The sequence below is a fragment of the Vreelandella zhuhanensis genome (assembly GCF_009793355.1).
In the GTDB taxonomy this organism is placed as follows: domain Bacteria; phylum Pseudomonadota; class Gammaproteobacteria; order Pseudomonadales; family Halomonadaceae; genus Vreelandella; species Vreelandella zhuhanensis.
Genome location: NZ_WTKP01000003.1, coordinates 316,066 through 334,372 on the forward strand (window position 1 = coordinate 316,066; position 18,307 = coordinate 334,372).

At 56.6% G+C, this 18,307-nt stretch carries 20 protein-coding genes; 9 read left to right on the forward strand and 11 right to left on the reverse strand.

The window, feature by feature from the left end:
• Positions 1-2: 2 nt before the first annotated feature.
• Positions 3-176, forward strand: a complete 174-nt coding sequence (locus GPM19_RS15210; RefSeq protein ID WP_202114728.1) for a hypothetical protein — start codon at positions 3-5, stop codon at positions 174-176.
• Positions 177-671: 495 nt separating this feature from the next.
• Positions 672-878 carry a hypothetical protein gene (locus GPM19_RS05780; protein WP_160417920.1) on the forward strand — a complete coding sequence of 69 codons (207 nt, stop codon included), beginning with the start codon at positions 672-674 and terminating at the stop codon, positions 876-878.
• Here GPM19_RS05780 and GPM19_RS05785 read toward each other — a convergent pair.
• The 3 genes from GPM19_RS05785 to GPM19_RS05795 form a co-directional block, all read right to left on the reverse strand.
• Positions 870-1,625, reverse strand: coding sequence for a TlyA family RNA methyltransferase (locus GPM19_RS05785; RefSeq protein ID WP_160417921.1), 756 nt, complete (start codon positions 1,623-1,625; stop codon positions 870-872). The two genes, GPM19_RS05780 and GPM19_RS05785, sit on opposite strands and share 9 nt — an antisense overlap.
• Before the next feature lie 128 nt (positions 1,626-1,753).
• Positions 1,754-3,781 (reverse strand): hypothetical protein, encoded by a 2,028-nt coding sequence (locus GPM19_RS05790; RefSeq protein WP_160417922.1) that lies wholly within the window; start codon positions 3,779-3,781, stop codon positions 1,754-1,756.
• A gap of 31 nt (positions 3,782-3,812) precedes the next feature.
• Entirely contained in the window at positions 3,813-5,036 is a 1,224-nt protein-coding gene (locus tag GPM19_RS05795) for an ATP-grasp domain-containing protein (RefSeq protein ID WP_160417923.1), read from the reverse strand.
• Between the two features lie 255 nt (positions 5,037-5,291).
• Between GPM19_RS05795 and GPM19_RS05800 the strand changes: the two genes are divergently transcribed.
• The 3 genes from GPM19_RS05800 to tmpT all read left to right on the forward strand — a co-directional run bounded on the left by GPM19_RS05800 (position 5,292) and on the right by tmpT (position 6,964).
• Positions 5,292-5,618: a DUF1820 family protein gene (locus tag GPM19_RS05800; protein ID WP_160417924.1), complete on the forward strand. Its 327-nt coding sequence runs from the start codon at positions 5,292-5,294 to the stop codon at positions 5,616-5,618.
• Positions 5,619-5,689: 71 nt separating this feature from the next.
• A complete protein-coding gene (locus GPM19_RS05805) occupies positions 5,690-6,328 on the forward strand; it encodes a TIGR04211 family SH3 domain-containing protein (RefSeq protein WP_202114709.1) in 639 nt (212 codons plus the stop codon).
• Between the two features lie 3 nt (positions 6,329-6,331).
• Entirely contained in the window at positions 6,332-6,964 is a 633-nt protein-coding gene (gene tmpT / locus GPM19_RS05810) for a thiopurine S-methyltransferase (protein ID WP_160417925.1), read from the forward strand.
• Here the strand turns inward: tmpT and GPM19_RS05815 are convergent, their stop codons facing one another.
• The 5 genes from GPM19_RS05815 to cysP form a co-directional block, all read right to left on the reverse strand.
• Positions 6,965-7,558 carry a YajG family lipoprotein gene (locus tag GPM19_RS05815; RefSeq protein ID WP_160417926.1) on the reverse strand — a complete coding sequence of 198 codons (594 nt, stop codon included), beginning with the start codon at positions 7,556-7,558 and terminating at the stop codon, positions 6,965-6,967.
• Between the two features lie 79 nt (positions 7,559-7,637).
• Positions 7,638-8,732, reverse strand: a complete 1,095-nt coding sequence (locus GPM19_RS05820) for a sulfate/molybdate ABC transporter ATP-binding protein (protein WP_160417927.1) — start codon at positions 8,730-8,732, stop codon at positions 7,638-7,640.
• Entirely contained in the window at positions 8,729-9,556 is an 828-nt protein-coding gene (gene cysW, locus GPM19_RS05825) for a sulfate ABC transporter permease subunit CysW (protein ID WP_160417928.1), read from the reverse strand. Before cysW ends, GPM19_RS05820 begins: the two co-directional genes overlap by 4 nt.
• Positions 9,556-10,440 carry a sulfate ABC transporter permease subunit CysT gene (gene cysT / locus GPM19_RS05830; RefSeq protein WP_160417929.1) on the reverse strand — a complete coding sequence of 295 codons (885 nt, stop codon included), beginning with the start codon at positions 10,438-10,440 and terminating at the stop codon, positions 9,556-9,558. Before cysT ends, cysW begins: the two co-directional genes overlap by 1 nt.
• 9 nt (positions 10,441-10,449) lie before the next feature.
• Positions 10,450-11,460: a thiosulfate ABC transporter substrate-binding protein CysP gene (gene cysP / locus GPM19_RS05835; protein ID WP_160417930.1), complete on the reverse strand. Its 1,011-nt coding sequence runs from the start codon at positions 11,458-11,460 to the stop codon at positions 10,450-10,452.
• Between the two features lie 233 nt (positions 11,461-11,693).
• Here cysP and rpe point away from each other — a divergent pair, with 233 nt between their 5' ends.
• From rpe to trpE, 3 genes are read left to right on the forward strand one after another with little or no spacing between them, the layout of a single operon-like run.
• On the forward strand, positions 11,694-12,392 hold the full coding sequence (gene rpe / locus GPM19_RS05840; protein WP_160417931.1) for a ribulose-phosphate 3-epimerase: 699 nt from the start codon (positions 11,694-11,696) through the stop codon (positions 12,390-12,392).
• 54 nt (positions 12,393-12,446) lie between these two features.
• Positions 12,447-13,142: a phosphoglycolate phosphatase gene (locus tag GPM19_RS05845; RefSeq protein ID WP_160417932.1), complete on the forward strand. Its 696-nt coding sequence runs from the start codon at positions 12,447-12,449 to the stop codon at positions 13,140-13,142.
• Between the two features lie 2 nt (positions 13,143-13,144).
• Entirely contained in the window at positions 13,145-14,638 is a 1,494-nt protein-coding gene (gene trpE / locus GPM19_RS05850) for an anthranilate synthase component I (RefSeq protein WP_160418015.1), read from the forward strand.
• Positions 14,639-14,676: 38 nt separating this feature from the next.
• Here trpE and GPM19_RS05855 read toward each other — a convergent pair whose 3' ends face one another.
• The 3 genes from GPM19_RS05855 to GPM19_RS05865 are packed head-to-tail and all read right to left on the reverse strand — an operon-like array spanning position 14,677 to position 17,251.
• Positions 14,677-15,606, reverse strand: coding sequence for a metal ABC transporter permease (locus GPM19_RS05855; protein WP_160417933.1), 930 nt, complete (start codon positions 15,604-15,606; stop codon positions 14,677-14,679).
• Complete coding sequence (locus GPM19_RS05860) at positions 15,606-16,391, reverse strand: metal ABC transporter ATP-binding protein (RefSeq protein ID WP_319928095.1); 786 nt, start codon at positions 16,389-16,391, stop codon at positions 15,606-15,608. Before GPM19_RS05860 ends, GPM19_RS05855 begins: the two co-directional genes overlap by 1 nt.
• Positions 16,388-17,251, reverse strand: a complete 864-nt coding sequence (locus tag GPM19_RS05865) for a metal ABC transporter solute-binding protein, Zn/Mn family (RefSeq protein WP_319928096.1) — start codon at positions 17,249-17,251, stop codon at positions 16,388-16,390. The genes GPM19_RS05860 and GPM19_RS05865 overlap by 4 nt, the downstream gene beginning before the upstream one ends.
• Before the next feature lie 373 nt (positions 17,252-17,624).
• Between GPM19_RS05865 and GPM19_RS05870 the strand changes: the two genes are divergently transcribed.
• Positions 17,625-18,227: an anthranilate synthase component II gene (locus tag GPM19_RS05870; RefSeq protein ID WP_160417935.1), complete on the forward strand. Its 603-nt coding sequence runs from the start codon at positions 17,625-17,627 to the stop codon at positions 18,225-18,227.
• Positions 18,228-18,307 lie beyond the last annotated feature (80 nt).

The following is an 18,307-nucleotide window of genomic DNA, read 5'->3' on the forward strand; positions in this document are numbered from 1 at the left end:
CCGTGACCAAGCATTTTCTAGCACCTTCTTTTACATCCACCATTTTTCCAGAAGACAATTCATCACTACATGGGTTTTTAATACATGGGTTTTCGACGAGCATGGCAATAATCCATGAGAAAAAAGAGAAGGGTAAAAAAAGAAAAACGGAAGGCGGTTTCCATGATGCCATATGAGCAAGTCAACTTCCGTGTGATTGCCAAGCACAAGCCTTGGTTCGACAATACAACGCTTGTCCGGTTCCGGGCTATTGCACGAGTAAACAGCAGTGGCATATGGTGTAAATAATAGCTTGAAAATCGCGATTCTCTCAGTAATTCGGCGCTGGCGCTGAATTTCCGACCAGTGCCTCGGTTGGTGCGCCAGGCTGCGAGAACCCTCGGGCATCCGACCTGGAACTGCAGGTGTTCCGCTTGAGGACGGCATCGAGGTTGGACATCCTGAACGTGAAGGAAGTCGTCGACATTCTGGCGCAGATGGCGGACGCGCCGGACATGGCCGCAGGTGTTGATGAGCGACAGGCGCGCGCCCAGCATCGGATCGGGGTGCTACGGGACAAGGCCATGGTGAGATTGCGATCCCCGCCGGGCTGCGTCAATTTGAGGTCGATACGCGGGCGTCTGTCCAGAGCATCGTTTGCGGGATGTCGGAAATGGCGGGTGCCCTGAACGGTGGTGCTGTCTTTCGCTACACTTACCACACGCCTGATCATCGGCGATATGCAGAAATTGATTGTCAGCGAAGACTACAAAATGGACGGAGAAATTGGGTTTAAGGTTGCAGAACTGGCGCTTTTTGAGTTATGGCCTGTACAGCTTCAATTTCGAGTGACGCAACGTCGTCAATATGGGGAACTGGAAAGCATCCATTCAGCGTAAACAGGCATGCAGTAGAAATTCCCGGTTACCGTCGCTGCCGGTAATCGGGCTTTCCTGCCAATGCAGTACTTCGAAACCGCACATTTCGCAGGCGGTCTGGATGCGCTGCTGCACCTCGGGGTAACGGCTGGCATCGCGGACGAGACCCCGCGTATCGACGGCATCCGGCCCCAGTTCAAACTGGGGTTTCACCAGTGACACAAGCTGTCCACCGAATTCAAGTACGCTGGCGATTTCTGCAAGAATCAGGGTTTGTGAAATGAACGATACGTCCATCACCACGATACTGGGGGGCTGGGCTTGAAGTGCCGTGATGACTCTTTCGGACTGGCTCAAATAGCGTGCGTTGATGCCTTCCAGGCATTCCACGCGTGAATCGCCGCGCAAGCGCTCATCAAGCTGACCGTGGCCGACTTCAATGCCCACCACCCGTGCGGCGCCATAGTGTAGGGCACAGTCGGTAAAACCTCCGGTGGACTGACCGATATCCAGCACGCACTGGCCTTCCAGGCGCAGCGCCAATGCTTCCAGCACGGCTTCGAGTTTTAAACCCGCGCGCGAAACATAGCGTTCTTCGGGGTCGTCCTCGACACACAGCTCAGTGGTTTCAGCAAGCTTTTCACCAGGCTTGCACAGCACTCTGCCATCTTCCATCAACGACACCCGCCCATGACGAATCAAGCGCTGAGCGCGGGTGCGTGAGCGCGCCAGCCCTTGGCTGAGCAGCAGCTGGTCAAGTCGGAGCATGTAAAAATTCCGTGAGGAGTAAGCCGCCAGTATAGCGTTTCATTGTAAGGCGTAGCTATCGGGAGGGTCTGGTTGTCATGCCATCGCCGCCATCCAGTCGACGGCGTTGGCATGCTGGAACAATGGTGTTATTTGACCGGGGCTTGAGTGGCTTGAAGGTCCGTGGGCGGTATGCGTGACGCACCCCAACTGCGGAACAAGTAGCCTTTTACGTTTTCCAGTTCGGTATCCGACACTTTGGCAAGATCGCCTCGCTCCAAAGGGTCGTAATGGAAGATGTACAAGCGCGAGGCAAACTGCTCGATGGGCAGTGATGCCTCACCGAAGCGTTCGCCGCTGCCGGCGGTACCCACCTTGACCTCATCTCCCCAATCCTGGCCACTATCGTTGTTGGGATTGTAGAAATACACACGCATCACCTCGCGCGGGTCAAGAGTGATACGCAAGATGGTGATAGCGTGCCAGCCAATGAAGCGGGCGGCGCTATCGGTAAACGCAATGCCGGCGGGTTGGGGGTGAATCAGGGGCTGGTTGCCATTGTAGTAGGGATGGTAGCTGGCGTAGAAATGCCGCAAGAAATCGTCCACCTCGAAGAGGTTGCCGGTGGCGACATCCACATTGATGCGAAAGCCACGGCCCGACCACCAGCCGTGGAATTCCGGGTTGACCCAGCGGTGCGGGTCACCTTCACGTCCCACGCAACGTCTACCCATTTCGGCATAAATCCGATCTAGGTGCGGTACCACCAACAGTGACACCGGATCAAGGTCCATGGGCAGTTCGGTGGCTACCCCGGAAAGGCTGGCCATTGAGGAAATCGGCTGGCCTTCGAAGTGCATGATGATCTCGTCATCGCGTGCGGCCCAAGCCACCATCTGCAACAGGTAATCCGGGTCGTTGTAGGCCCACATGGAAAGTGCGCGCGCCGACTGACAGGTGGGGTTGTTGCCTTGCCCGACCCCCAGCGGCATGCCCAACATGCAAACCACGCCTTCCAGCAAACGTGCCCGTGGTGAAGCGCTGTCGCCGTAAGTCAGGGTCAAGCGGGCTTCGGACCATTCGGAAAGTACCAGCCCGAGTTGGCGCCACATGGCGGGGGCAACCGGCGGCTGATAAAGAATGCCGCGTTCCAACATTAAGGAAAGTCCATACAGTGCCTGGGACGTGGCCGGATAGACACCGCCTCGAATCAAGGCATGGACCAACTCCCGATAGCACATCAGGCAATCGCGCCCGGTGGAGGAGAGCCCTAGCGTTTCGGCCACCAGGTTGTCATTTTCTTCGAGCAAATGGCGCAACAGTACCGGATGGTAGGGCGAAACCAGGCCGGTATCGTGCATGGCGCGAGCAAAGCCGGTCGCCTCGGCCTGGAGTGAGGCTTGATCCATATGTTCCAGTCGTTCGCGATACACATCGAGTCCGGGGTCTTCACGGCATGCCTGGGTCGGGCCGAACAGGGAACTAACCAGGCGGTCGGCTCCCTGACCGCTGCTTCCCAGATCGATTTCCGGGTTGGCTTGGCACAGGGCTATCTGCATGATCATTTGCTTGATCGAATCGACCTGGATCGGACGTTGTTTGAGAATCCGCCAGATTTCCTCGATCAGTTGATCGATGACGTGTTCATAACCGATTCGCTCGGCGAGGTGCTGAAACAAATGGCGTGGAATAATTGCCAGGCGCCCCTGCGTTTCACGCTCGGCTTCGCTGGGAGTGCTGAACAGCAGCCACAGATTGATCGCCATGGTCTGGGTCAGGTAGTGGTGGGCATGCTCGGCGGAAATCTGGTCATGAATGTATTCCCCCTTGGCAACCGCCAGCAGGCGCAGCTCGCTCAGGGATTCGATGACCACCACATTGGGGTCAGCGCTTTTCAATGCATGAGGGGTGAGGCTGGGTACCAGATACTGGGGCGTTTCCCAGTCGGAGCCAGCGAACACACCGGCTGCCTCCAGTGCTTGGGCACGTTGCTCGATAGCGGCCGCTCCGCTCTCCTGAAGCAATACACGGCGAGCGGTATCCAGCACGCGAGGCAGTTTTCCGGGCTTGGAAAAGGCTGGCGCCTGCAAAAGCAGGCGCACGGCGTCATCAAGCTTGGCCAACAGGCCGGTCAGTTTCTCATTGCTTGGTGGCGATACACTATTATCAGTAGTCACAAAGACTCCTTATCCCGGCGATTGCCTGGGATTATACATAGAAGTCGAGCTCTTCCTGATGTTTCAGTAAGTCACGCAGGGTATGCGCATCGTCGCCCTTGAAGTAAATAAGCCCCCAGTGAGTGCCGAAAGCAGTACGCTTGGTCACCGTTTCTTCCATGGGCGCGGTCAGCTCATGCGACTCGAAGTAAGGGTGGTCTTCGGTCTCCTCGGGAATCTCCAGGCGGCTTACCACGCGGCGGCGAGGATACACCCCAAAGCAACCGGCGAAGCCATCAGCATCTACGACTTCCTTGGGGAAAAAGGCCGCGACTTCTTCTGAGGTGCTCTTGGGATCAAATACCAGCATGGAGGCCTGGTAGGCATTGAAGCCATAGACCTTTTCCAGTAGCTCGAATACCTTGAAGCCGGGCGGACGATAGGCCACTTCCCCGAAGTACATCTCACCATCGCTGGTGACAAAGTACTCGGGATGGATCAGGCCGAACTCGATGTCGAATGCCTTGATCAGCTTCTCGATCTGCTGGGTGATCTGTTCGCGGTATTTTTCCAGCTCCGGCGAGGCGGGAACGAACACTGAATATCCCAGCGTCACGTATTCGGAAATGTTCAGAAAGACGATCTTGCCCTTGTGGACCCAGGCTTCCACGGCGAATTCCCAACCATCCAGGTGCGACTCCATCAGCACCGGGAATTCCTCGTCGGGAATGGTATCGACTTCATCCGGGGTGCGGATAACGCGGTGACCAAGGCAGCCGGCCTTGTCAAACGCTTTAAGGTGAATCGGGTCGTTGGGATCGCCATCGAGCTTGAGCAGCGTCTGGTTGACGCGCTTTAGGAAACGCACCACATCTTCCTTGTCGTGGGCTTCTTCGAAAATGCCCACACGGATACCGCCCAGCTGCGCCCGACGTTTCATCAAGGCCTTGTCGCGCAACAGCAGCGACTGGCCGTAGATGCGGGGGTTATCCAGCAGCACGGAGTTGATCGCACCGGCCCATTCCACGGTTTCTTCATACAGCGGAATGGCCACGTCAACGCCTTTTTCCTTCAGCGTTTCGGCGATTTCGATCGAGCGGTCGTTCAAACGCTCGAAGTTCCAGGGCACGTAGGGGATATCATGTTTCTGGCAATAGTCTTCCGCCCAATCGGGGGCCACCACAATGTAACGCCGGTCAAAATTTTCCGCCGCTTCGATGGCGTTCAGGCTCCAGCCTAGCAGGGCGATATAACCCTTGTTTGGATCCTTTTGCATTAATGATGACTCCGTTATTGGTGAAGGGGTTGAGGCCGGTGCTCTATTTTACACACCGCACCGGCCCTATCTACCGTAGACGAGAGTTGCATGCGCTGGCTAGCGTTGTCATTGCTCGTACAGCTAACGCAATGCTGTCGAAAAGCACGGATGGACACCGTAACCCTCGAGGTTTCAGGAAGTGAATGTGATAATCTAGTCGCAGGTATTATCAATTTCCAGTGACATCATTCAGCGCAAGAGGAACGGGCCAAGATGGCGGCCAAGCCGATCTATCGTGTCGTAGTGCACCAACAGGGTGAAATTTGGGATTTATACGTCAGGGAGATCTTTCAAAGCGAACTCTGGGGCTTTATAGAGGTCGAGGAGTTTGTGTTTGAAGATCCCGGTCGCCTGGTAGTGGATACTGCCACAGAGAAACTCCAACGTACCTTCGAAGGCGTCAAGCGCAGTTACCTGCCGCTGAACGCTATCGTGCGTATTGACGAAGTGGAGCGTGAAGGGCCTCTCAGGGCGGTAAAAAGTGAATCAAGCATCGCTGAATTTCCCCGTCCGTTCCCCTTGCCTCCACGAGGTGAGTGAGCCTTTTTTGGGCGAATGGAGCGGGCAGAAGTCATGGGCAGGTAAGTGTTTACAATTCAGGACAGGGTCAAATGCGAGTAAATTTATCTCATCCCCCTTTTTCGCGTCTCGCGGTGGGTATGCTGCTGGGTGCCACCAGTCTGATGATGCTGGCTCAGCAAGCGGAGGGTAACGCTTGGGTTTCTGAAGAGCTGACCACTTATGTGCGCAGCGGCCCAACCGATGGCTATCGGATCATCGGGACACTCACCGCAGGTGAGCCGGTAGAAGTGCTGGAAACCAGTGGTGACTACACCCGAGTGGAAAATAGCGAGGGTGACACCGTTTGGGTACTGAGCAAGGAATTGCAGGAAACGCCCAGTGCTGGTGAGCAATTGCCGGTATTGGAGGCGCGGGTCGAAGCATTGAGTGCCGAGCTTGAAGGAATCAACGAGACGTGGGAGCAGCGAGTCGCCTCCATGACCCATACCCTGGAAGTTCGTGAACAGCGAATTGCCGAGCTTGAAGTGCGCAACAATGAGCTGGACAGCGAAACGGAACAGTCGCGCCAACAGATGCGAGCGCTTCAAGCGCGACTCGATACCCAGGAAGAAGATTTGTTGATGCGTTACTTCATGTACGGCGGCAGTGTCGCCGGGGCGGGGCTGTTAGTGGGCTTGATCGTGCCGCATTTGCCGCGTCGGCGTAAAAAACGTGACCGTTGGTTCTAGAGCATGAGCCTCGAATGGATGACGCGCTGGCGGGAAGGACGGATTGGATTTCATTTGAATGATGTCCATCCCGCTCTGGAGCGCTACTGGCCGCAACTGGAAGTGCCTCCCGAAACCAAGGTGCTGGTGCCGCTGTGTGGCAAAAGTCTGGATATGCGCTGGTTGGCTCAGCATGGCTATCCGGTCCTGGGCATCGAGTTGGTGCCGGAAGCCATTGAACAGTTTCTGGCCCAGCGTCAAGGCGAAGTGTCACGTTATCGCCAGGCTGGGTTTGATATATCGCGCCAAAGTAGCATTGAGTTGTGGTGCGGTGATTTCTTTCATCTGCATATTCAACAGGCCGCTGAAATCGGGGCGTTTTATGACCGCGCCTCCTTGATTGCCCTGCCACCGGCCGGACGCCAGCGTTATGCCTTTCATCTGGCTCAATTGGTTCCGCCCGGGGCGAAAGGGCTGCTGATAAGTCTGACCCACGAAAAGTCCAGCGCCGGCCCACCTTTCAGCGTGCCGGCGCAAGAAATTCAAGAGGTTTTTTCTCCCAACTTTCGCCTGACCCATCTGGAGGACAGTGCCTCGGATGCCATGGGCAGAGCCGAGTCGGTATGGGCGCTCGAGCGTCGCGGTCCGCGGGACTGACTAGCGCGCCAGAAGTCTGGCTAGCTCCGGGTCTCCGAAGACGCGGTCCAGCCCATCACTGAGCAAGTCATTGAGCATGCGGGTGTTGCTGTCACGATCGGGTTTGATCGCATAGCCCTGGGTGCGGCGTGAGGTGTAAGTGCCGATATAGGTAGTGCCCTGATGGCTGGCTTCGGCACGAAATACCGCTTCCAGGCGTGCTTCATCGATCAATGCCTGGCCGCTGTCACCGTGAACATAGGCCAGGTTATCAAGCACCAGCACAAGTCTCGGGCGGCCCTCGGCGGGCTCCTGCGTTGGCGTGAAACCCATGTCACGCACCGCACGTTCGGCCTCTTTCTGAAGGTGCGGAATCAGCTCATGGCTACTCACGGTGATATGCGCCGACGACATGCCACTACCGGTACGATTGCCGATGATGTCGCTGTCGCGCCCATCCTGAGCGATTACCGTGACTTTCTGGCCTTGGCCTACCTGGGGAACACTGGCGGAACGTTGGGGGCTAAGTTGCAAGTAATGAGGACTGGCACAGCCGGCCAGCCAAAGGCTGACCAGCAAGATAATAAATCCATGAAAGAAATGACGCTGCAGCATGGTGGCGCTCCCTGAGGCAAGGCAAAAGCAATATAAAAACCTCGGCGAGTATAGCGCGCGCCTTGCCCCAGGCAAATGCTCATGCCGTGCTGGGTGAAGGGGAAAAGCTGGGTGATTGCTGGGCAAAGCGATGCCAGCGACGCGGTTCGACATAAAGCCGTTGGCCTCGGGTTAACCCCAGGCGCTCGAAGTCAGCGTGCCTGATGGTGGCAAGCCAGGGGTTGGCCAGCCAATCGGCTTCCAACTCGACACGGACTTCAGCGCCCACCGGAACGGTAGCGGTAACCGTCACCGGTAAATGGGCATGCGCAGTGGGTGTTTCGATCAACCTGAGTTCATGGGGACGAAGCAGTAGCTCTTCGTGGCCATCGGGTAAATCCACGTCCAGGCGTGCATCGCCGCAGGTCAGAATGCCGTTCTGCACCTTGCCTTCCAAGTGATTGACATCCCCCAGGAACTCGAACACAAAGCGGTTAGCCGGATGCCGATAAAGCGTTTCCGGGGTATCGATCTGTTCGATCTTGCCGTTGCTCATCACTACCACCCGGTCGGAAAGCTCCAGTGCTTCTTCCTGATCATGGGTGACGAACACGCTGGTGAAGTTGAGCTCATCATGCAGACGACGCAACCAGCGGCGCAAGTCCTGGCGCACTTTGGCATCGAGGGCCCCGAACGGCTCATCCAGCAGGAGAACGTCCGGCTTGACTGCCAAGGCGCGGGCAAGCGAGACGCGCTGTTGCTGCCCACCAGAAAGCTGGGCGGGAAATCGGTTGGCGAAGTCTTCCAATTTGACCATTTCCAGCAAGCGAAACACTCTTGTGCGAATCTCGCCGGTACTGGGACGCCGGTTGCGCGGCATGACTTTCAAACCGAAGGCCACGTTTTCGTAGACGCTCATGTGCCTAAACAAGGCGTAATGCTGAAAGACGAATCCGATACGCCGGTCACGCACATGCACATGGGTTACATCCCGGTCGCCGAACAGGATCTTGCCCGAGCGGGGATGGGTGTCAGCACTTTCCAGCCCGGCAATGATACGCAGCAGGGTGGTTTTACCCGAGCCGGAGGGACCCAACAGACCGACCAGTTCACCTTCGTGAATGTCCAGGTTGACCGGCTCCAGCGCTCGGGTATTACCGAAATGCTTGGAAATCTGCTGAAGACGAATACTCATAAAAATGCCTCCCGGCGCGATGCGCGCCATTCAAGCCCTGCCTTGGCTGCCAGAGTCAACAAGGCGATCAAGGCCAGCAAAGCTGCGCAGGCAAAAGCCCCCACGGCATTATAATCCTGGTAAAGCTGTTCCAAGTGCAGCGGCAAGGTGTTCGTCTGGCCACGAATGGCGCCGGAAACCACCGATACCGCACCGAATTCGCCTACGGCGCGAGCGTTGGTGAGTATCACGCCATACAGCAGTGCCCAGCGAATGTTGGGCAGGGTGATACGCCGAAACGTGGTCCAGCCTGAAGCGCCGAGTACCACTGCCGCTTCTTCTTCCTTGGAACCTTGGGCCTGCATCAGGGGGATCAGTTCCCGGGCCACGAAAGGGCAGGTCACGAAGATAGTCACCATGACGATGCCTGGCCAGGCGAACATCAATTGAATGTCATAGTTATCTAGCCAGGCGCCCAGCCAGCCGGTACGCCCGTATAGCAGAAGATAAATCAAGCCTGCCACGACCGGCGATACAGCGAAGGGGATATCGATCAAGGTCTGCAGTATCCGTCGCCCCGGAAAGCTGAAGCGAGTGACCAGCCATGCCAGGGCCACACCGAATACCAGGCAGACAGGGATCGTCAGCACAGCAACGAACAAGGTCAGGCCGATGGCGGACAGGGTATATTCGTTGCTGACATTGTCCCAGAACACCTCCACGCCCTGGGCGAATGCTTGGGCGAAGATCGCCACCAACGGCAACAGCAGAAATAGCGCGGCAAGACACAGGGCGGCACCGATCAATAGGCGCCGGACAGTCGGAGCATCACCAATGCGTCTCATCAGCCTTTTCCTCCATGCAGGCGCCGTATGAAGCGCCCTTGCCAGATGTTGATGGCTAGCAGTAGCGCAAGTGACACGAACAACACCACCGAGGCGATCGCCGAAGCCCCGGCATAATCGTATTCCTGCAATTTGACGAAAATCATCAAGGCGGTGATCTCGGTTTCATAGGGCATGTTGCCGGCAATGAAGATGATCGCTCCGAACTCGCCCAAAGAGCGTACGAATGCCAGGCCGGTGCCGGTGACCAGTGCCGGCCAAAGATGCGGCAGGATGACTCGACGAAAGGCGACACCGTCGGTTGCGCCCAGCGACATGGCCGCCTCATCTACCTCTATCGGCATGTCTTCCAATACCGGCTGCACCGTACGCACTACAAACGGAATACTGGTAAAGGCCATGGCCAGGGCGATCCCCACCCAGGTATAGGCGACCTGGAACCCTAACGGTTCCAGCAAGCGGCCCATCCAGCCATTGCTGGCATAAAGGGTGGCCAGGGTAATGCCGGCAACTGCTGTGGGTAGGGCGAAGGGCAGATCCATCAGCGCATCGAGAAGCCGCTTGCCGGGAAAGCTGTAGCGTACCAGCACCCAGGCCAGCAACAAGCCGAACACAGCATTGATCAACGCCGCCACGGCAGCAGCGCCGATCGTCACCATATAGCTTGCCACCACTCGGCCTTCGGTGATGATGGCCCAGTATTGCGCCAGGCTGAGGCCAGCCAGCTGCCCGAACAGACCGGTCATGGGTAATAGCAGCACCAACGAAATGAAGGTGACGCTGATGCCCATGGAAAGGCCGAACCCCGGCAGCACACGGGTGCTGCCGGAGCGAAACAGGGCGTTGGGTTTTAGGGCGCTTGATTTTAAAGCATTAAGTTTCATGCGTTGAGGTTACCGACGCTGAAGCTGGTCAAGGAGAGCGCCCCCTGCGAAGTGAGTTTCCATGGCCTCATTCCAGCTGCCGAAGACATTTTCCACTTCCAGAAGTTTGGTTGCCGGAAATTGATCAGCGAATTCGGCGACGACGTCTTCATGGTGAATCCGATAGTTGAAACCGGCGAGCAAACGCTGGGTGTCTTCTCTATAGAGATATTCCAAGTAGCTTCGGGCAAGGTCCATATTACCGTTGCGTTCGGCGTGTTCTTCCACCACGGCGACCGGGAATTCGGCCAGAATGCTTACCGGCGGCACGATGACTTCATAATCTTCCGTGCCGTACTCGCCGCGAATGTTATTGACCTCGGACTCGAAACTGATCAGCACATCGCCGATACCACGCTCGATAAAGCTGGTGGTAGCCCCGCGACCGCCGGTATCGAACACTGAAACATTACCCAGGAAGGTGCGCATGAAATCATGGATCTGTTGTTCGTCGCCATCGAACTGATCCTCGGCAAAGCCCCATGCCGCCAAGTAGGTATAGCGGCCGTTGCCGGATGTCTTGGGATTGGGAAACACGATGTCGACGTCTTCACGCACCAGATCATCCCAGTTTTCGATACCCTTGGGATTGTCCTTGCGCACCAGAAAGGCGGTGGTGGAATAATACGGTGAGGCATTGTTGTCGAATTGGCTCTGCCAGTCCTCAGCGACCAGGCCGGCGTCGGCCAGCACCTGAACGTCGGTTACCTGATTGAAAGTGACGACGTCGGCACGCAGGCCCTGCATGATGGCGCGTGCTTGCGCGGAAGAGCCGCCGTGAGACTGCTGGATGAGAACGTCCTCTCCTTCGTTTTCCTGCCACCAAGCCTCGAATTCAGGGTTGATGGCGGAAAACAGTTCACGCGCAATGTCGTAAGAGGAGTTCAGCATCTCGCGGTCTTGAGCAAGCGCCGGGGTGGAAACGCCGACACCCAGAGCAAGAGCAAGAACGCTGCGCCGCAAATAGAGAGGAAATGTCATGGGGTACTCCTTGTTCGGTAAACCTGACTAATTGTTGGGCGGTCAGGATTTAATTGAGAAAAAGGGTAGCCCTGTTATTATGGAATTACAATCCTGTTTGTTATTCTTTTTTGAAATATAGGTGTGCCTTGGGAGTGTGCAGAACGCCTGTGCAGTGTCGCTTGCTCTGGTAAAATGCCGGCCTGTTGTGCTTCGCTACTTCATTTTTCCGCTGCTTTATTCTGGATGACACCATGACCGCAACGTCACGCGATTTCCTGATAGCTCCCTCGATTCTCTCCGCCGATTTTGCCCGGCTGGGGGAGGAAGTGGATAACGTCCTGGCCTCAGGGGCTGATATCGTGCATTTCGATGTCATGGACAACCACTACGTCCCCAACCTGACCATCGGCCCGATGGTATGTGAGGCGTTGCGCAAACATGGCGTGACGGCGCCTGTCGATGTGCATCTGATGGTCAAACCGGTGGATCGTCTGATCGGCGATTTTATCGATGCCGGAGCCACCTATATTACCTTTCATCCGGAAGGCTCCGAACATATCGACCGCTCGCTACAATTGATTCGCGAAGGCGGCTGCAAATCCGGCCTGGTATTCAACCCGGCGACGCCGCTTTCGTACCTGGATTACGTCATGGACAAGGTCGACATGATTCTACTGATGAGTGTCAATCCGGGTTTCGGCGGCCAGAGTTTCATTCCAGCCACCTTGGACAAGGTGCGCGAGGCGCGGGCGCGTATCGACGCCTCGGGGCGGGACATCCGTCTGGAAGTGGATGGCGGCGTCAAAGCGGATAACATCGTGGAAATCGCTCGTGCGGGCGCTGATACCTTTGTTGCCGGTTCAGCAATTTTCAAGGCGCACCAATCCAGTGACCCCCATGGCTACGACAGCGTCATCCGGCAGATGCGTGAGCAATTGGCGCAAGGCTAAAGAGAGCAGGTATAAAGAGACCGTAATAAAGAGGTCGTGATAAAGAGAGAAGATATGCATCCAATACTGGACGAAAAGCGCCTGTTGGCATTCGATCTCGATGGCACCCTGGTCGATTCCGTGCCCGACCTGGCGGTGGCAGTGAGCAAGGCGCTGCGCGAGCAAGCACTGCCCGAGCCGCAGGAGGAAGAAGTGCGCGACTGGGTGGGCAATGGTTCCTGGGTATTGATGGAGCGCGCCTTGAACTGGGCACTGGGCAAAACGCCGACGCCTGGCCAGTGCGAGCAGGGCCACCGCGATTTTCTTTACCATTATGGCTTCGCGCCTTTTGCCCGGACGCTTTTGTACCCCGGGGTCAAGACGACGCTGGACGCCCTGGCTAGGCTTCCCTTGCACTTGGTGCTGGTGACCAACAAGCCCGAGCGTTTCATCGAGCCGATCCTCACTCATTTCGATTTGGCCGAGCATTTCTCGCTGTGCCTGGGTGGCGACTCCCTGTCGCGCAAGAAGCCCGACCCGCTGCCGCTTACCCATTGCGCCGAGCATTTTGGTATTTTGCCCGCGCAATCTTTGATGATAGGCGACTCGCGTCATGACATCGCTGCCGGCAAGGCGGCGGGCTTTGCAACATTGGCCGTGCCTTACGGCTACAATCATGGACAGCCTATCCGCCTCAGTGAGCCTGATGTGGTGCTTGACTCCCTGGAGCAGCTGCTTTCGCCTGTTCCCCATGCAACAAGGACCGCTTGATGATGACCCCGGAACGCTTCCAAGAACTCAGCCTCGCCGGCTATAACCGTATTCCGGTTTCGCGAGAGGTGCTGGCGGATCTGGATACGCCGCTTTCCACTTACCTGAAGCTGGCCAACACGCCTTGGACTTTCCTGCTGGAGTCGGTTCAAGGTGGCGAAAAATGGGGGCGTTACTCGATCATTGGCCTGCCCAGTCATGAGCGTATCGAGGTTCGCGGTTTCACGGTTCACCATATTCGTGACGGCGAAACACAGGGCGTGACCGAAGTGGAAGATCCGTTGGACTGGATCGAGAAGTTCCAGGCGCGTTTCAAGGTGCCCAAGCTGGATGATCAGCCACGCTTTGATGGTGGCTTGGTGGGCTACTTCGGCTACGAGACCATTCGTTATATCGAACCGCGCCTGCGGGGAGTGGAAAAACCCGACCCCCTGGGTGTGCCGGATATCTTGTTGATGGTGTGCAATGACCTGGTGGTGTTCGATAACCTTTCCGGGCGTTTGACGCTGTGGACCCACGCCGACCCTGCCGATTCCCAAGCCTTGGCACAGGCGCAGACCCATTTGCAGCAACTTGAAACGCGCCTACGTGAAGCACGCGTCGACCCGCAAAGCAGTGGCAGTGGCCGTAGTGCAGTTCAGGAAAGCGATTTCAACTCTGGGTTTACCGAAAGCGGCTTCAAGGCGGCAGTGGAAAAGATCAAGGAATACGTCTTGGCAGGCGACATCATGCAATGCGTGCCGTCTCAGCGCATGTCGATTCCCTATCAGGCCTCGCCGCTGGATTTGTATCGGGCATTGCGCAGCTTGAACCCTTCGCCGTACATGTTCTATTTCAACCTTGATGATCATCAGGTAGTGGGTTCCTCGCCGGAGATTCTTACCCGCCTGGAGGGTGATGAAGTGACCGTGCGGCCCATCGCCGGTACCCGTAAACGCGGCAAAAACGAAGAAGAAGACAAGGCGCTGGAGGCGGACTTGCTTGCCGACCCCAAGGAAATCGCTGAGCACCTGATGTTGATCGACCTGGGGCGCAACGACGTGGGGCGTATCAGTGAGATCGGCAGTGTCGAAGTGACCGATCAAATGGTCGTCGAGCGATATTCGCATGTGATGCATATCGTTTCCAACGTCACCGGCAAGCTCAAGCTGGGCCTGACGGCAATGGATGCCCTGCGCGCCACTTTTCCGGCGGGCACGGTATCCGGTGCGCCCAAGATCCGGGCACTGGAAATTCTCGATGAGCTCGAGCCGGTCAAGCGTGGGGTTTATGCCGGTGCCGTGGGTTATCTTTCCTGGCACGGCAATATGGACACCGCCATTGCGATTCGTACTGCCGTGATCAAGGATGGCCAGCTGCATGTTCAGGCCGGCGCGGGTATCGTCGCCGATTCAGTACCCGAGATGGAGTGGCAGGAAACCCTGAACAAGGGGCGGGCGATTTTCCGTGCAGTAGCCATGGCCGAACGCGGCCTGGATAACCTCGACGAAAGCTGAGGCTAGGCCGGAAAGAAGGGAGTGCAACTGTCGTGGCGTCAGCCGTGCTTGTAGCGTTGGCGTCGCCATTGCCGGGCGATAAGCCCATGAGAAGGCGACAGCAGCAAGGCCAGCAGAAACAGGGTGGTGGCTACCAGTACGATTGTGCCGCCCGAGGCCACATCGAACGTCACCGAAAGCGATAATCCGATGACCGCCGACAACACACCGACGCCCACCGACAAGCCCAGCATGACGGCAAAACGATCGGTAAGCAGATGGGCCGTGGCTCCCGGTGTGATCAGCATGGCCACCACCAGGATAATGCCCACGGTTTCCAGGCTGGCGACGATGGTCAGGGTCAGAAGCAGGATCAGCCCGTAATGAATCAAGCCGGTATTGAACCCCAAGGCCTGAGCCTGTTGTGGGTCGAAGGTATAGAGCAACAGCGGGCGGTAGGCCAGCGCCACGACGACCACTGCCAGTACGCCGGAAAATAGCGTGAGTAACAAGGCGGAAGGCTGCACCCCGAGCACATTGCCGAACAGGATATGCATCAGGTGAGTGTTGGAGGCGATCTTGCTGATGATGACGATGCCTAGAGCAAAAGCGGCAGTGAACATCAAGCCCATGGCGGCATCGGACTTGATCCGGGTGTGACGTTCTATTGCACCAATTCCCAACGAGGTCAGGGCGCCGGTAATAAAGGCGCCGACGAAAAACGGCCAGCCCAGGAGATAGGCAATCGCCACCCCTGGAAGAACCGCATGGGAAATGGCATCCCCCAGCAACGACCAACGCTTGAGTACCACGAAGCAGGAAAGCATGCCGCATATCGCGCCGACCAGTATCGAGGTCAGTAGGGCGCGTTGCATGAAGGCATACTGAAAGGGCGCGGCCAGTGATTCGGGAAGCCAGCCAACGATTACCATCAGGGCATTGATCAGCAGCTCGACCAAGGAAAAGCCCAGCATCTCGAATGCTTGCATTATTGCCACTCCTCGGCTAAATCCAGCGGGGTGGCGACAGCCATACGTGCCAGCATATGTTCGCTCAACATCTGCTCTGGTATACCTTGATCGACCACGCCGCGATTGATCAAAACCACATGGTCGGCATGCTGGCGTGTTCCCACCAGGTCGTGGGTTACCATGAGAATGGTGCGTCCGGCGCTGCGTTGTTGCGCCAACACCTTCAGAATCAAGCGTTCACTGACTGGGTCGACCCCGGCCAGGGGTTCATCCAGCAGCAGTACCTTGGCGTTTTGCGCTAAAGCGCGCGCCAGCAACACGCGTTTTTTCTGTCCGCCGGAAAGTGCGCCGATGGGGCGCCTGGCAAGATCCGACATGTTCACTGCTTCCAGAGCCTCTTCAACGGCCTGGTGATGCGCCCGGTCAGACCAGCGAGGCGGCAATAGCCGACGCCAGACAGTATCCTGGCGCATGAGACCGTAGCGTGCGGTCATCACGGCTTCTTTTACCGAGATCGGAAAATCCCATTCAATGGCTTCGCGTTGTGCCATATAAGCAATGGTGCCGGCCCGGCGGTGCTCGGAAAGGGAACCGCCGAATACCTGAATGGAGCCGCGTAGAGGCTTCATGCTGCCGATCAGCAAATGAAACAAGGTCGATTTGCCGGCGCCGTTGGGGCCGATGATGGCCGTCCATTGATGGGCCTTCAGTCGCAGGTTGATATCCATCAGTACCGGCTGGCCGTCATAGGCGGCGTAGACCCCCTGAATGTCGACTGCAGACGAGTCAGGCTCTGAAATCACTCCTGGATTCCCCCAAGGGTGTCGCGCAAGAGTTTTGCATTGTGACGCATCAAGGCAAAGTAATCGGCTGCCGGCCCTTCATCGGAGCTTAGCGAATCGACGTAAAGCGGTCCTGCTATCTCAACCTGAGTATCGCGGGCTATGGCAGTGACATGGCGATCGGAGATGGTGCTCTCCCAGAAGAGTGCCTTGGGTTGACGGGTATTGACCAGGTCGATCACACGCATGACCTGGCTTGGGGTGCCTTCGGTTTCGCTATTGGTGCCCCAGATGCCGTTATGAGTAAAGCCATAGGCATCGGCAAAATAGGAAAATGCCGCTTCGCTGGTGATCAGCAAACGCTGGTTGTCGGAAATCGTACCGAGTAATTCAGTCAATTCCTGATGCAGGGCATAGAGGGCGTTGACGGTGTCTTCGGCACGCTGATGAAAGGCATCGGCGTGGGCGGGTTGCTTCTCGGCAAGTGATTCGGCAATCACGTTGACATAGGCAGCAGCCGCACGTGGGTCCATCCACATATGCGGGTCGGTTTCACCTTCGTAGTCGCCGGTGATAATCGGCAAGGTGGGATAATCGGCTTGTGCGGCCAGTTCCACCAAGGGAACGTCTTCGGATAAGGTGGCCCTGACCTGAGACATCCACTGTTCCAGATTGAAGCCATTATAGAAAACGATATCGGCATCTTCCAACGCCATGAAGTTGCTGGGGGTGAGTTCCCAGTCATGTGCTTCGGCGCCGCGAGGGGTGAGCGAGGTGACATTGCCGTGCTCACCCGCGACACGTTCAACCAAATCGGCGGGAACAGAGAAAGTGGCCACGATTTCCAAGGGAGTATGATTATCGGCCCAAGCCGTCGACACGCTTGTAATAAGCCCTATGTTTAGTGCAAAAAAACTTGAAAAAATAAGGCCTTTTGCATAACTGCGCACCTTGTGCATATCGCGCTCCCGGCAATCATGATAATGCTGACGATGATAGAGACTGCACGGAGCTCTTACCAGCATCAATAAACTATCGTGGCTAGACACATTTTCAATCGTTTGCACTGGGTGGTGCGCCCGCATCCCGCACATTGGTGCGACCCCGGAATAGCAGCGTAGCACCCAACCACACCAAACGGTACAATCGGCCTCAATACCAACGCCTGCCGCACCGCAACTCATGGCATCGTGAGTGAGATTATGAGTGAACATATGCGCGCAAGACAACAAAGCCTATAGGAATCAAAAGCTTATGCCTAAAAAGGTTTTGATGATCGACAATTACGACAGCTTCACCTTCAATATAGTGCAGTACTTGGGGGAGTTGGGCGCCGAGGTGCTGACCTATCGTAACGATGAAATCACTGTGGAAGAAATCGAGGCAATCGCGCCAAGCCATTTGGTGATTTCACCAGGGCCTTGCACCCCCAATGAAGCGGGTATCTCGATGGCGGCCATCAAGCATTTTGCCGGCAAGCTTCCGATTCTAGGCGTTTGCCTGGGTCATCAGGCGATTGGCCAGGTGTATGGCGGCGAGGTGGTTAGAGCGCCGCAGGTCATGCATGGTAAAACTTCCGCCGTCGAGCATGACGGTACAGGGGTGTTTGCCGGCTTGGATAACCCCTTGGAAGTCACGCGCTATCACTCCCTAGTGGTGGCAAGAGAAAGCTTGCCTGGCTGTCTGGAAGTGACTGCCTGGACAAGCAAGGAGGACGTGACGCCCGACTTGATCATGGGGTTGCGCCACCGCGAGCTGGATATAGAGGGGGTACAGTTTCATCCAGAATCGATCCTGACCCACCAGGGCCATGAGCTACTGGCCAATTTTCTCAAGCGTGGCTCGAGCGCGGCTTAACGCTTGGGCGCGGCTTATTGAAGCTTAGATAAGTGCCATGCTGCGCTACCCAATTCCCTGAACGCGAGGACGTCCTTTTC